The sequence below is a fragment of the Pirellulales bacterium genome, assembly GCA_019694435.1.
Lineage (GTDB): Bacteria > Planctomycetota > Planctomycetia > Pirellulales > JAEUIK01 > JAIBBZ01.
On the sequence record JAIBBZ010000002.1, the window covers coordinates 37388 to 52380 of the forward strand.

Here is a 14993-nt window from a genome sequence, read left to right on the forward strand (position 1 = left end):
GTGCTCATGCCGACGGAACCATCTGGGCAGAAACCGTCCGCGGCATCCGGCCGGGCTTCGCCTGCGGCCGACTCGACGATGCTTCCCGTGCAGGTGCGGCTGGCCTGCCCGCACTGCGGGTCCAAGCTGTTCGGTGTTGCCGAGGCAACGCCCAGGCACGTCGGCTGCCCGCGTTGCAAAGGCGCCGTCGAAATCCCGTCGCTGGGCGCCTTGGCCGCAGCCCGCGCGCAGCAAGCGGCTGCCACGCCGGCCACGGCCGCACCGGCGCCCGAGCCTCGGTCCGAGCTGATCCCGGTCGTCTGCCGGCTCTGCAAGACGCGCATGTACGCGCAGCCTGCGCAGGTAGGCCAGCGGTTGCGCTGTCCCGACTGTTACACCGAGACGCTGGTCGAACGCCCGAAGGAGCGGCGGCGCGTCGAGCGCGCGCCGGTCGATGCCTATACGTTGGCCGGAGACGGACCGCGGCCACCCGAACAGCTTCTGGCCATGCCTTGCCCGCTGTGCCACACGCGCCTGCACTTTCCCGTGTCGGCCGCGGGGAGCACGGCGACGTGTCCCGACTGCGGGCGCAGTTTTACGGTCCCCCAGCCGCGCGTGTTGCAGCGTCGCGCACAGCCCGACCTAGTGGCGGGCGAATACGGCGTGGGCGAGGCGCCCAGCCGCGCGCCTGCGACTCAACCGATTCTGCGCGAGCACCGCCCGGCGGCTGCGGTCGACGAGGCGTCGGAGCCGCGGTGGACATTCTTCAGCGGCGTGTTCACGTTTCCCTTCCGCGGTGCGGCGGCGCTCCGCTGGTTTTACCTGAGCGCGGGATTACTCGTCGTCGGCCAGCTTGTTGGCCTGATTGCAGGTCTCTGGCTCAAGGCCGCCGAGGGCAACTCGATCGGCGGCGTGGCGATGGCCTTTCCCGCGATTGCGCTGTTGTGGGTTTCGCTGCTCACGTTCTCCTTCGGCGCCAGTTGCTTCTTGTCGATTGTGCAAGAGACGGCGGCCGGCGCGGACGACGTCGAAAGTTGGGCCGATCTCGACTGGCGGCTCTGGGTCTTGCCGCTCGTTTATGTAGCGTTCGCAGGCCTGTGTGGCGCTGCGTTGGGCTACGGCGCCGGACGGCTGATCGGCGGCTACATCGAAGTGGCCGTCGCCGCCGGCATCGCGTTGTTGGGACCGCTGGTCTTGGTGAGCACACTCGAGACGGGCAGCCCGCTCAACCCGGTTTCGCTGCCGGTGTGGGCCAGCCTGCTACGACGATGGTGGGCCTGGTTGCTCTACTACCTATTGTCCGGTGTCGTAGTCGCACTTGCAGTTGCGGTCTATGGGGGCTTGATGGGGGTGGTTGGGTTGCAACTGGCCGGGCTCTTGGGTGCGCCCGTCGCTGCGGCCGCATGGTTTATCGTCGCGCGGCTGCTGGGGCGCTTGGTCTGGCGGGCATCGTGGGAAAATCTGCCCGATGAGCCGGACGAAGACGCCTGAGCCGTGCCCCGGGGAATCGGGTGGCGTGCTCGTTCCGCCCGGCTCGATCTGATACCATTTTGGTTTCGACTTGCCCGCGCTGGGGCGGGCGGGGGCTCACGGAGCAGAGTGCTGGCGGCCGCGCGCCGCGCAGACGCCAACAAGGGACGCACAATCATGGCCTTGGATCCCTACTCGGCTTGTCCGGGCGGAACCGGCAAAAAACTCAAATTCTGCTGCCCCGACCTGGTGCACGAGCTGCAAAAGCTCGAACGCCTGACCGAAGCTCAGCAATTCCAGGCCTGTCTCTCCGAGGTCGAACGCCTGCTGGCGAAACATCCGGGCCGCGCCTGCCTGTTGAACATGCAAGGCGAATTGCTCGAAGTGCTCGGCCGTCACGAAGAGTCCGAACACGCCTACGAGGAGCTAGCAGTCGCGCAGCCCGATAACCCCGTGGCGCTGGCCAAGCGTGCGGAAGGGCTCGCCGCGCGAGGCGAGCTGCGTGAAGCAATCGAGCTGGTGCAACAGGCGCTGGTGCGCGGCGAGAACCAGATTCCGCGCGCGGTTCCCGACGCGCTGGAAGTCATCACGACGGTTCTGGCGCAGCGGGGCGACCTGATTGCGGCCATCGCGCACACCGAGCTGTACCTGGCAATGCTGCCGGACGAGCAAGAGATGCAAATGGCCCTGGCGCGGCTCGAAGCGGCGCCGGCCCCATTGCTCCTCAAAGAACAGCGCTCGCTCGAGCCGCTCGACGATTTGAAGAGTCCCGCGGCCGCCGAGGCGCTCGAGCTGGCGCATCGCGGGGCCTGGGCTCAGGCCGCGGACAAGCTGGCCTCGCTGACCAAGAAGCACAAAGAGCATCCCGGCCTGTGGCGCAACCTGGCGACGTTGCGTTCGTGGCTGCGCGACAACGACGCGGCGGCCGAGGCCTGGCGTCAACTCGCCGCGCTCGATCTGCCCGGCGACGATGCCGTCGAGGCCGAGGCCCTGGCGCAACTGCTCGACCGGCTACCCGAGGGCGACATGATTGCCCTCGTGGCGATCGAACAAACGGTCCACGATCTCGACCAGTTGTTGCAGAACCTGTCCGCCGACGCACGGTTCAACGCGATCACCGTCGAGCGGCGCGCCGGCGACCAGCCCCCGCCGCAGGCCGCGTTCCAGATTCTCGATCGCGCACTGCCGGCCGAAGGCGCGACGCTCGAACTGGGCGATATCCCGCAGATCATCGGACAGTTGGAGCTGTACGGTAAGGAAACCGACCGCGATGCCCGGATCATCCTGCTGGCTGCCCAGGACGAACGTCTCGACCAGGCCCGGGACATCCTGGGCGAGCACGGCTTTGGGCTGCTGGGTCCGGCCAGCGAGCCGCGCGTGTTGAATCCCGCGTACACGCACAAGGGTTCGCAGGCCGTCCAGTGGCGTTTGCCCGACGATACACCACCGGAAAAAGTCGCCCAATTGTCGGCCGCCCATCGCGAACAGGCCTACCTGCAAACCTGGCCGAAGACGCCGGCCCAAGTGCTCGGCGGCAAGACGCCGGCCCAGGCGGTGTCCGACCCGCGCTGGAAACGGGCCGTCGCGGCGCAGATCCTGTTGCACGATCTCATGACCGAAGCCGACGGCGAGCCGTTCGACTTTGATCGGCTGCGTTCGCAGCTCGGGCTGCCCGTCGCGCCATCGATCGAAGCGGCCAGCGTCGACGTCGATCGACTGCCGCTCGCGCGGCTGCATCGGGTCGACGTGCAACAGCTAACCGACCATCAGCTCGAGCACCTGTTCTCCACCGCTGCCCGGTTTCGCGCCGACCGGGCGCTGCGTAAGGCGGCCGACGAGATTCTTGCCCGCGAGTCGCTGCGCACCGCCGAGGCCGGCCCCCGCGCTTGCCTGGTGCTGTCGGGCCTGGCCCGACAGCCGCAAGAGGCGCTGCAGTGGATCGATCGCGGCCGCGAGCTGGACGAGGCGCGAGGCAAGTCGTCGGCACCTTGGGATCTGCGCGAGCTGCGGCTGCGGATCGTGATGGGCCAGCCCGAGGAGTTCCAACGCGTGCTCGATCATCTGGCCCGCGAACATTTCCGCGAGCCGGGCGTGCGCGAAGCCGTGATGTCGTTTCTGATGCAGATCGGCGTGATGACGCCCGACGGCCGGGTGCGCGGTCCGCAAGTCGCACCATCGCCCGAGACCGCCTCGGGGCTGGTGCTGCCCGAGTCGCCCGCCGCGAGCGGCGAGATCTGGACTCCGGACAGCGAGCGCGCGGCCAGCGGCAAACCGGCCCTCTGGACGCCCGATTCGGACTGACGCAGCGAAGACACCGATGCAACAAGCCGACCTCGATGCCTGGCACATGCGTCGAGCGCTGGCCTTGGCCGAGCGCGGGCGCGGCGCGGTCGAGCCGAATCCGCTGGTGGGTTGCCTGATTGTCCACGGCGCCGAAACGATTGGCGAAGGGTGGCATCGGCGTTTCGGCGGGCCGCATGCCGAAGTCGAGGCGCTGCGTGTGGCCGGTTCGAGGGCCGCCGGAGCCACGCTCTACGTGACGCTCGAGCCGTGTTGCCATCACGGCAAGACCCCGCCCTGCACCGACGCCATTCTGGCTGCCGGGATTCGTCGCGTGATCGTCGGTCATCGCGATCCGTTCCCGGCGGTCGATGGCGGTGGCCTGGCGAAGCTCGCTGCGGCAGGCGTCGAGGTTGTGGTGCCCGTTTGCGAGGCCGAGGTGCGGCGGCTGAATGCGCCCTATCTCACGCTGCTGGGCCAGGGCCGTCCGTGGGTGATTGCCAAGTGGGCCATGACGCTCGACGGGCGGATCGCGACAGCGAGCGGCGACAGCCGCTGGATCAGCAACGAACGCAGCCGGGCCGTGGTGCACGAGATTCGCGGACGGGTCGACGCGATCGTCGTCGGGCGAGGCACCGCCGACGTCGACGATCCGCTGCTGACGGCCCGCCCGCCGGGGCCACGCACCGCCACGCGGGTCGTGCTCGATCGCCGTGCCCGGCTCGCATCCGATTCGCAGTTGGTGCGCACCCGGACGGCGGCGCCGGTGCTCGTCGTCGCCGGCACCGAGGCCGCTGCGAAGGATGTCGAGCGTCTGCGTAAACTGGGTTGTGAAGTGCTGACGCTGGCCGCCTCGACGAACCACGAACAGTTGCGCGAGCTGTTGGCCGAGCTGGGCCGGCGACGGATGACCAACGTCCTCGTCGAGGGGGGCGGCACAGTGCTCGGCGCGCTGTTCGACGCCGACCTGGTCGACGAGGTCCACGTCTTCACGGCGCCGCGCATCGTCGGTGGTGAAGGGGCGCGGTCTCCCGTGCTTGGTGCCGGACGCGCGACCATCAACGACGCCTTTTCGCTCGCCGACGCCCGCATCGCCACACTCGACGGCGACGTCTATCTCCAAGGCGTCGTCGCGGGCCACGACCCCGGCGCTATTGCAACTGATCCAGCGCCGCGGGCAGATCTTCCGTGACGATCGACAGGCCGTCCGAGGCCCGTAGCTGGACCTTGTAGAGCTTGCCTTTGCGCAGTTGCACCGAAGGCGCCTCGCCCTGCACGACGCGCACCCCCGCCGCCGCGGCCCGTGCCGGGTCGTTGGCAAAGTCCCAGAAGTTGTCCCAAATCTCTTGTTCGAATTCCGAGATCGGCGTGCCGGGACTGTAAGCGGCGGGCCGCGATCCGACCGGGTCGAGCCGCAGCCCCTCGTTGGGCTCTTGATGTTCGCCGAACAAGCGACGGAACAAACACACGCTCGTGGCGCGCAGTGGATCGCCCGTCTCGACGAAGTTGTCCTGAAACTTGATCACCCAGGCGTCGATGTAGATCACGTCGCCGTCGATCGTGGTTTGCTTGGGCTCGGCCAAGGGCCGGCCTTCGTTGTCGACCTCGACGAAGCGCAGCGTCGTCTTCAGCGGCTGGTCTCCCTCGGGCTGCTGCTGCTCGATGACGACCACCTGCGCCACGCGATGATCGACCTTGGACAGTCGCAGGGCTGTCTCGGCTCGTTCGCGCTTTTGTTCCGATACCTCGAGCTTGCCGGTCAGCTCGGCGACACGTGCAGTCTGCTCCGACAATTTGCGTTCGGCCTGTTCGCGGGCATGGAACAGGTTGTAGCCGTACCAGCCGCCGAACGAGAGCAGGAACACGATCACCAGCGAGAGCAATGTTCGCAGCGCGCTGTTGAGCGCCGACAAGGTTTTCAGCATGGCGAGTCGATCCTCGCATCGAGCGAGCGGCGGACGGGGGGGGTACGGTCGCGACTCTAGCCGCGCGGGCCGGTAGCAGGCAAGATCAGGCCGGCGGTCCCGGGGCGGCGCATGCCGGTTATTCGCCGATTCCTAGCAATGCTTGCCGCGCTTTCCCGCGGGGCGACAAAGCCCAGGCGCCCGTCAGCGGACAAAGGCCGCCAAGGCGTCGGCCGCCGCGTGCAGTTCCTGGAATTCGGGCCGTTGGGGCACGGCGGCGCCGACAGCCAGCTCACCGATCAGTCCGCCGAGAAATTCGCGTTCGAGCGTCGCATAGAACCACTCGACCCGGCTTTGGGCGTAGTGCTGCTGGAGCCGGCGAAACAGGAGGGCCGCCGTATGGGCCAGGCCACGGCCTGCCGCCAGCACGGCCGCATCCCCTCCGCCGGCCATGCCGCCGGCAACAGCAGCCTCGGTCGCCAAGTGGCTGGCCGCCTGGGACGCTGCTTGTACGGCGGCCTGATGGGCCATGCCGTCGAGCACGAAGAAGCCGCTAAAGAACAGCGACACCGTGATCGCCGGCCGGGCCAATGCGGCGGCGTGATCGAACGATCGCAGCCAGGCAACTTGTCGCGGGTTCTCCAGCGCCCAGCGTTCGAGCTCTTCGTGCAGGTGCGCACGGTAGTCGTCGGCCACCGGCGGCAATTGCGCGTGCGCCGTCTCGATCCGGGCCAGCAGCGATCGGCGCGAGTCTCCGCTCAGCAATTTCTGCAGCCGCGGCCGCAGCGTCTCATTGCCTACCTCGGCCAGCCGCTCGAGTTGACCCAGCAAATCTCCGACCGCGCATACGATGGCGTCGTGCTCGGCCTGATGAAATTGCGCGAGCGGATCGGGCCCCGCCGGGTTGAGTGCGCGCCACCCGGCCGTGACCGGCCAGGTGATCGCTTGCCACGCCTGGCGATAGGCACCATGCACGCGGCGCGACCACGCGGCGCGACGCTGGTCCCACCAGGTTTGGATCTCCTCCACCATCAGCCGGGAAGGCAACGTCGGCCATTCGACGCGGGCCATGTCGGTCGAGGCCAGGACGTTCTGCGCCACGCCGAATTCCGACGCGGCCGCGCGGATCTGGGCCAGGTAAGCCGGTAGACCAGTAGTGACCGTGGCCAGGGCGCCGCGCAACGTGCGTAACTTGATGGCGTCGAATTTCAGCGCGGCCAGTTCGTCGCGTAGCGACGAACTCTGCTCGGGCGCATTGCGGCCCGTGGGACCCACTTCGTAGAACGACAGCGCGAGCGAATTGGCCGCGCGTCGATCGTACGGCACGACGTACACCAATTCGGGCGCGACGCCCGTCTCGGCCGTGAACGTCTCGAGCCAGAGCGGCCAGTACTCGCGGTCTTCCTGCACGTCGACCTGGTTGAAAACGACGATCACCGCCTTGTCGGCGGCGGCCGCCTTGCGAAAGAACTGTTTGACGGCGGCGTCGTTGTACTTCTGCTGGGTCAAGACGGCGATCAAGACGTCGGCCGCCTGCCGCACGGAGTCGGCCCGGCGCCAATTGACCTGGGCATCGGAATCGATGTCGGGCGTATCGAGCAACAGCAGCCGCGCCGGTACGCGCACCCCTTCGCGCCAGAACAGGTGATCGGTCTCGCCGGCTCCCAGGGCGTCGTCGGCCGAGTGCCACGGCGCCAGTTCAAATCCGGGAAACAACTCGGCCAGTTCGGCCCGGGAGTGGAAGTCAGGCGGCACCAGGCACACCGGGTGTTTGGTGCCTGCGGCCAGGGGGCTGACGCCGCTGGCCGTTTCGCCGGCCAGGTGATTGAACAACAGCGACTTGCCGATGTTCGTGCCGCCAACCACCGCCACGACCAGCCACGGCTCGCCCCGCGTCTGCGGCAGCAGCTTGTGCACGAGCAACTCGTGCCATTCGTGCCCCGCTGGCGAGGGAACGGCCAAGGCGCCGATCGGCTCGGCCAGCGCGGTCAACGCCTGCTGCGCGCGACGGAGCCACGCGGCCCAATCGCGAACGTCGTTGCCGGATTTCTGCATCGGTTGCCAGGTGCAAGCGGTGCGCAAGAAAGGTGCCTGCTAGAAGTATATCGCCCACTCGGCGGCGTTTCTTGCAGAACGTCCCGACGCAGGTGCGGGTTGTCGGTTTGTCGCGAAAAACCATAAAATGCCGGGCTCGCCTCAACCGGAACATCTCGAGTTCACTCGCTCGCCACGGACCCGCCGCATGGCCGCTTCGGATATCGTGATCAAGGGCGCGCGCGAACATAATCTTCGCGACGTGTCGCTGGCATTGCCGCGCAATCGGCTGATCTGCTTGACCGGCGTGAGCGGCTCGGGCAAGAGCTCGCTGGCCTTCGACACGTTGTACGCCGAGGGGCAGCGCCGCTATGTCGAGAGCCTGTCGACCTTTGCCCGGCAGTTCCTGGGGCAGTTGCCCAAGCCGGACGTCGACCTGATCCAGGGCTTGAGCCCTTCGATCTCGATCTCGCAAAAGACGAGCGGGCAGAATCCGCGCTCGACCGTCGGGACGATCACCGAGATCTACGATTTTCTCCGCGTGCTGTACGCGCGTTGCGGCCAGGGGCATTGCCCGCGCTGCTCCCGGCCGATCACCGCCCAGACGCGCGAGCAGATCATCGAGCAAATCCTGGCCCGGCCGTCCGAGCAGCGGTTTCTCGTCCTGGCGCCCATCGTGCGCCAGCAAAAAGGCGAATTCCGCGACTTGTTCGACGATCTGATCAAGCAAGGATTTGTGCGGGCCCGCGTCGATGGCACGGTGATCAGCCTGTCCGAAGAACAGCGGCTCGACCGGCAGATGCGTCACGATATCGAGGTCGTCGTCGACCGGCTCGTGACGGGACCGCAAATTCGCCCCCGGTTGGCCGAAGCGGTCGATCTGGCACTGCGACTGGGCGAGGGCAACTTGATCGTCGCGCCCGAGCAGGCCAGCGCGCCTGCGCCGCCGGTCGAAGACGGCGGCGACGAGTCGCCGAGCGCGCCGCGGCGCGGGGCACGCCAGCGTCAGCGCCCGGGCGACGTGCACTTGTCGGCTCACTATGCCTGCACGCCGTGTGGCCTGAGTTTCGAGCCGCTCAGCCCGCAGTTGTTCAGCTTCAACAGCCCGCAGGGCATGTGCCCCGATTGTGACGGTCTCGGCGAGCGGTACACGTTCGACCCGGCACTATTGGTCCCCAATCCTGGCCGGTCGTTCAAGCAAGGCTGCTTCGAGCTGATCGGCCCGTGGAAGGAAATGGGCCGCTGGCGCAAGCACATCTACAACGGCATCGCCGAAGCGCTCGAACGCGACTATCAGCTCGACCCCGGCACGGTGCTGGAAACCGCCTGGGAAGAAGTGCCGGCCGAGATCCAGCGGCAGCTCTTGTGGGGCACCGGCGAGCGGCACATCACCTATACCTGGGGCGGCGGCTCCGGCGCCTACAAGTACGGCGGCCGCTGGGAAGGCATCTTGCCCGATTTGCTGGGCAAATATCGCAACAGCAAAAGCGCCATGCAGCGGCGCCAGCTCGAAAAGTACATGAAGGTGCTGGGTTGCAGCAGTTGCCGCGGCCAGCGACTCAATCCGCAGGCACGGAGCGTGCGCATCGCAACCCGAGAGGCCGGTTTCGCCGCGCAGCCGGCGCTCACGCTGCCCGAGGTTTGCGAGCTGAGCGTGGCTGACGCGGTGCGGTTCTTCAGCGCGCTGGAGCTGGACGACATCCGCGGCCAGATCGCCGCCGAAGTGCTCAAGGAAATCCGCGCGCGGCTGACGTTTTTGCTCAACGTCGGGCTCGAATACCTGACCCTGGCCCGCACGGCGCCGACGCTGTCGGGTGGCGAATCGCAGCGGATTCGGCTGGCGGGGCAGATCGGCTCGGGACTGGTCGGGGTGTTGTACATCCTCGACGAGCCGTCGATCGGTTTGCATCCGCGCGATAACGACCGGCTGCTGGCATCTCTGGTGCGGCTGCGCGACATGGGCAACACGGTGATCGTGGTCGAGCACGACGAAGACACGATGCGCGCGGCCGACCACTTGGTCGACTTTGGCCCCGGCCCGGGCGTGCGCGGCGGCGAAATCGTCGCCACGGGCAAGTTGACCGCCGTAGCCCACGAGCCGCGCAGCCTGACCGGGCAGTTCCTCTCGGGCCAGCGCAAGATCGAGGTCCCGCGGAAGCGGCGCCCGGCAGGCGACAAGCGGCTCGTGATCCGCGGCGCACAACACAACAACCTCAAGAACGTCGACGCTGATATCCCGCTCGGCACGTTCGTGTGTGTGACCGGCGTGAGCGGCTCGGGCAAGAGTTCGCTGGTCAACGACATCCTGGTCGAAGCCTTGCGGCGCGACCTGAACGGTGGCGAGGGCACGCCCGGTGCCTTTCGCGAGCTGCTGGGCCTCGAGCATCTCGACAAGCTGATCGCGATTGACCAATCGCCGATCGGCCGTACGCCGCGCAGCAATCCGGCGACGTATATCAAGGTCTTCGACGACATCCGCAAGCTCTACACGCAACTGCCCGACTCGAAGGCCCGGGGCTACAAAGACGGCCGGTTCAGCTTCAACGTCGAAGGCGGGCGGTGCGAGGCTTGCGAAGGCAACGGTTCGAATCGCCTGGAAATGGACTTCCTGGCCGACGTCTGGGTGACCTGCCCCGTGTGCCAGGGCCATCGCTTCAACCGCGAAACGCTGCAGATTCGCTTCAAGGATAAGTCGATCTCGGACGTGCTGGAAATGGACATCCAGCAGGCGCTGTCACATTTCGAAAATATCACCCCCGTCCGGCACAAGCTGCAGACGCTGCACGACGTGGGCCTCGACTATCTCAAGCTCGGCCAGCCTTCGCCCACGCTCTCCGGCGGCGAGGCGCAGCGCATCAAGCTCGCGCGCGAGCTGGTGAAGAAGAGTACCGGCAAGACGTTGTACCTGTTGGACGAGCCGACCACGGGCCTGCACTTTGCCGACATCGAATTGCTGCTCAAGGTGCTGCACAACTTCGTCGAGGCGGGCAATACCGTGCTCGTGGTCGAGCACAACCTCGACGTGATCAAGACGGCCGACTGGGTCATCGACCTCGGGCCCGAGGGCGGCGCCGGCGGCGGCGAGATTATCGCCACCGGCACGCCCGAACAGGTCAGCGAAGTCACCGCCTCGCACACGGGCCGGGCCCTGGCGCCGCTCTTGGGGCGCAAGGCAGCCGGCGCGGCGAAGCCGGCCACGCCCAAGGCGAGCGCGAAGGCGACGCCCCCGCCCGAGCCGACCAAGGCGATCGTCGTGCAAGGTGCGCGGCAGCACAATCTCAAGGGCGTCGACGTCGAGATTCCGCGCGACGCGATGACCGTCTGCTGCGGCTTGTCGGGTTCGGGCAAGAGCTCGCTGGCGATGGACACGATCTATGCCGAAGGGCAACGGCGCTACGTCGAGAGCTTGAGCGCCTATGCCCGGCAGTTCGTGGGGCAGATGCAGAAGCCGCAGTTGGACCACATCAGCGGGCTCTCGCCGGCGATTGCCATCGAGCAAAAGAACCTGGGCCATACGCCGCGCTCGACCGTCGGCACCGTGACCGAAATCTACGATTACCTGCGGGTCATGTTCGCCCGGTTGGGCACGCTGTATTGCCCCACCTGCGATGTCCCCATCGGTACCCAGACCGTCGACGAGATCGTCGACAAAGTGCTGGCCGAGCCTGAGGGCTCGAAGCTGTACCTCATGGCGCCGCTGTTTATCGAGGTTGGCGAGCGTTACGAGGTGCTGTGGGACGATCTGCGCAAGCGCGGCTATCAGCGCGTCCGCATCGACGGCGAGACGCACTCACTCGATGCGGTGCCCACGATCGATCGTCGGCGCAAGCACGAGGTGGCCGTGGTGGTTGATCGCATCGCGCTGAACCGCTCGGCCCGTTCGCGGCTGGCCGACAGCATCGAGTCGGCCCTGTCGTTGGGCCAAGGCGTGTTGCACGTGGCCCACGTCGAGACGGGCGTGCCCGAGCCGCGGTGGCGCGTGCAGGTGCACAGCCAGCACTATGCCTGCGATCGCTGCGGACGCAGCTTCGAGCCGTTGGCCCCGCACAATTTTTCGTTCAATAGCGCGCTGGGCTGGTGCCCGGCCTGCGAGGGCCTGGGCACGCAGACCGGGGCCAATCCCGCGGCGCTGCTGCGCGATCCGAAGCTGACCCTGGCCGCGGGTGCCGTGTCGCTTTGGCCGCACGTCGAAGTCGCCATGTTCCGCGCGATGCTCGATGCCTTGGCGACCCACGCGCGGTTGCCGGTCGACGTGCCGTTCGAGCAGCTCGATGCCCGCTCACGGCGGATCGTGATGCACGGCTGCGGAGACGATTGGATTGCCATAACCCGGCCAGGCACCAAAGCGACCGACGACGCGGCTCGCCCCTGGTTTCGCTTTCAATACAAGGGGCTCTATCCCGCGCTCGACGAGGCCGCGCGGTTGTCGCCTTCGCTGCGCGGTAGGCTCGATCAGTTCGTCGACGAAGTCGAGTGCTCAACCTGCGCGGGCAGCCGGTTGCGCGACGATGCCGCCGCGGTGCGGTTCCAGGATTACACGCTCGACGGCTTGTGCCGGCTGCCGCTCGATGTGCTGTCGAAGAAGATCGAGGCCTGGCGGCTGTCCGGCTCCCAACAAAAGGTCGCCGGCGAGTTGCTGCGCGAAATCCGCGGCCGCCTCGAATTCCTCGTCGACGTGGGGCTCGATTACCTGACGCTCTCGCGCCCCGCGGCCACGCTCTCCGGTGGCGAGGCGCAGCGCATTCGACTGGCCAGCCAGGTGGGCAGCGGCCTGACCGGCGTGCTCTACGTGCTCGACGAACCGACCATCGGCCTGCACCCGCGCGACAACCGCCGCCTGATTCGCGCGCTCACCCGGCTGCGCGATTTGGGAAATACATTGCTCCTGGTCGAGCACGACCGCGAGGTGATCGCCACGGCCGACCGTCTGCTCGATTTTGGCCCCGGAGCGGGCCGCCTGGGGGGCCAGATTGTCGCCTCGGGCACGCCGCAGGATGTCTCGCGCAGCCGCAGCTCGGTCACGGGCCCCTATCTCTCGGGCAAGAAGTCCATCGCCGTGCCGAGCAATCGTCGGATGCGGCCGTTGGCCGAGACCGTGGCCGAGCCGCCAACCAACGGCGCCAAGCAGGCCGCGAAAAGGACCAAGGGCAAATCGCCGGCCGGGCCAGCGCCGTTCGTGCCGCCCGGCAGCGGGTGGCTCGAGGTGCTTGGTGCCCGGCATCACAATCTGCGCGGCGCCGACCTGCGCATCCCGTTAGGCGCGTTCACGGCGATTACCGGCGTCAGCGGCTCGGGCAAGAGCTCGCTGGTCGACGACGTGATGTATTCGAGCCTGGCCAAGGTGCTGCACCGTGCCCGTATCACGCCGGGCGCGCACGACGCGATTCGCGGCGTCGAGCGCATCAACAAGGTCATTCGCGTCGATCAGCAGGCGCTGGGTAACACGCCCACCTCGAACCCGGCCACCTACACGGGCACGTTCGATTTGATTCGCCAGTTGTTTGCCCAGGTGCCCGAGGCCAAGCTGCGCGGCTTCACTCCGCGGCGGTTCAGTTTCAACGTGCCGGGCGGGCGCTGCGAGGTCTGCGAGGGGAACGGGCAGAAGCGCATCGAGATGCACTTTCTGCCCGACGTGTGGGTCGAATGCGACACCTGCCGGGGCAAGCGGTACAACCCCGAAACGCTGGCCGTGCGCTACAAGGGCCAGTCAATTGCCGACGTCTTGGAAATGTCGTGCCGCGAGGCGCTCGATTTGCTGGGCAACATTCCGGCGATTCGCCGGATTCTGCAAACGCTGTGCGACGTGGGCCTCGATTACCTGACGCTCGGTCAGCCGGCCCCCACGCTTTCAGGCGGCGAGGCTCAGCGCGTCAAGCTTGCCGCCGAATTGGCTCGTCCCGACACGGGCCAGACGTTGTACGTCCTCGACGAGCCGACGACCGGCCTGCACTTCGACGACCTGGTCAAACTGCTCGACGTGCTCAACCGGCTGGTCGACCTGGGCAACACGGTTGTCGTGATCGAGCACAATCTCGACGTGATCAAGACGGCCGACTGGCTCATCGACCTGGGGCCCGAGGCCGGCGACGGAGGCGGCTGGATCGTCGCCCAAGGGACGCCCGAAGACGTCGTCGCGCAGGCACGCAACCACGCCGGGACGGCCGCCGGCCGGGCGACGGGCAAACCGTCGCGTGCCAAGCAAAAGTCGTTGGCCGGGGTGACGCAGCAGCGTTCCTATACCGGCGAGATGCTCGCCGAGGTGCTCGAGGCGGGGCCCCACGCCGAGCGGCCCAAGTACGATCCGCACGCGGAACAATCGCCGCGCGTCGACGACCTCGAGCTGGCCGAGGTCGGCCAGGATGCGAAGATGCCCTGGCAGATCGACGGCCGCCGCTGGCACACGCAAGAGCGCGTGGGCCGCAACGGCGTGCCTTGCCGTTGGGACGGAAAGATCCTGGCCGCGATCATCGACAAGATTCAAGAATCCGGCGCCTTCAGCGAGACGAACTACGACAACCGGACGATCGTCGAGATCTCGGCCGAGCGCAAGGCCGACGGCTGGTTCTTCCACGCCTCGACGGGGCACGAGTGGCTGCTCACGCTCAAGTTCCGCACCGCTAAGCGGACGTTTCAGCGCGACAAGCTCGTCGAGGCGCTCGATCTCAAGCCGCTCAACGAACTGCCCGAGCTGCCGATCTACGGCAACGAACCGCGGGTCAAGTGCAAGCAGTTGCGCGGCCCCTGGCAGGAAGTCCAGCTCCAGGTGCATTCCTGGGAAGAGATCGACAAGCCGGCCTTCTGGGAATTTCTCGCGGCGGCGATCGCCGGCTTCGAGAAGTTCACCGAGCGCAAATCGCAACGGCCCGAGGACATCATGCCCTGGAAGGTCCTGGGGCAAAAATGGCACTTTGCCCGCCGCGGATTTCCGCCCGGCAAGACGGTGCGCTGGAAAACCGAGACGCTCGAAGAGTTGTGCGAAATGCTTGCCGAGGTCGCGCCGCAGGGGCAATTCCTCTGGAACCAGCAGCAGGTCGTGCACTTGCTCGTGCCGCAGCAGCCCGACCCTTGGGCGACGATCCACACCAAGCGCGTGGCAGGCATCGACCTCGAGCTCCGCGGTCCGAGGAATCTCGTGGCCTTGGGGCGGATCGCCGATCTCGGGGCCGAGCGCGAAGTACAGCCCGACCGCAGCGGCAAGGACCTGGTCAAGCTGCGCCTGATCGAGCCGGACGACTTGCAGCGCGGAAACCTGCGGGCCTTCCTCCAGGAACACCTGGCCAGTTTGAAGAACGGCAAGGCGCTCGCGTGATGCGCAGGGCCGCCGAC

The 14993-nt window shown here is 67.2% G+C and carries 6 protein-coding genes; 4 read left to right on the forward strand and 2 right to left on the reverse strand.

Annotation, left to right across the window (positions count from 1 at the left end):
• Positions 1-78: 78 nt before the first annotated feature.
• The 3 genes from K1X74_02325 to ribD all read left to right on the forward strand — a co-directional run bounded on the left by K1X74_02325 (position 79) and on the right by ribD (position 4921).
• Positions 79-1470: a hypothetical protein gene (locus K1X74_02325; protein ID MBX7165163.1), complete on the forward strand. Its 1392-nt coding sequence runs from the start codon at positions 79-81 to the stop codon at positions 1468-1470.
• 156 nt (positions 1471-1626) lie between these two features.
• The gene (locus tag K1X74_02330; protein MBX7165164.1) at positions 1627-3750 is read left to right on the forward strand and encodes a hypothetical protein; all 2124 of its coding nucleotides are present in this window, start codon (positions 1627-1629) and stop codon (positions 3748-3750) included.
• A 16-nt stretch (positions 3751-3766) separates the two neighbouring features.
• On the forward strand, positions 3767-4921 hold the full coding sequence (gene ribD, locus K1X74_02335) for a bifunctional diaminohydroxyphosphoribosylaminopyrimidine deaminase/5-amino-6-(5-phosphoribosylamino)uracil reductase RibD (protein ID MBX7165165.1): 1155 nt from the start codon (positions 3767-3769) through the stop codon (positions 4919-4921).
• Here the strand turns inward: ribD and K1X74_02340 are convergent.
• On the reverse strand, positions 4881-5654 hold the full coding sequence (locus K1X74_02340) for a hypothetical protein (GenBank protein ID MBX7165166.1): 774 nt from the start codon (positions 5652-5654) through the stop codon (positions 4881-4883). The genes ribD and K1X74_02340 overlap by 41 nt on opposite strands.
• Before the next feature lie 183 nt (positions 5655-5837).
• Positions 5838-7715 (reverse strand): 50S ribosome-binding GTPase, encoded by a 1878-nt coding sequence (locus K1X74_02345; protein MBX7165167.1) that lies wholly within the window; start codon positions 7713-7715, stop codon positions 5838-5840.
• Positions 7716-7875: 160 nt separating this feature from the next.
• Between K1X74_02345 and uvrA the strand changes: the two genes are divergently transcribed.
• Positions 7876-14976 (forward strand): excinuclease ABC subunit UvrA, encoded by a 7101-nt coding sequence (uvrA, locus tag K1X74_02350; GenBank protein MBX7165168.1) that lies wholly within the window; start codon positions 7876-7878, stop codon positions 14974-14976.
• Positions 14977-14993: the final 17 nt, after the last annotated feature.

What these genes read in the sequence shown, in the direction of transcription:
- K1X74_02325 (MBX7165163.1), top strand. Translation starts at nt 79, where the DNA reads ATGCTTCCCGTGCAGGTGCGGCTGGCCTGCCCGCACTGCGGGTCCAAG.
- K1X74_02330 (MBX7165164.1), top strand. Translation starts at nt 1,627, where the DNA reads ATGGCCTTGGATCCCTACTCGGCTTGTCCGGGCGGAACCGGCAAAAAA.
- ribD (MBX7165165.1), top strand. Translation starts at nt 3,767, where the DNA reads ATGCAACAAGCCGACCTCGATGCCTGGCACATGCGTCGAGCGCTGGCC.
- K1X74_02340 (MBX7165166.1), bottom strand. Translation starts at nt 5,654, where the DNA reads ATGCTGAAAACCTTGTCGGCGCTCAACAGCGCGCTGCGAACATTGCTC.
- uvrA (MBX7165168.1), top strand. Translation starts at nt 7,876, where the DNA reads ATGGCCGCTTCGGATATCGTGATCAAGGGCGCGCGCGAACATAATCTT.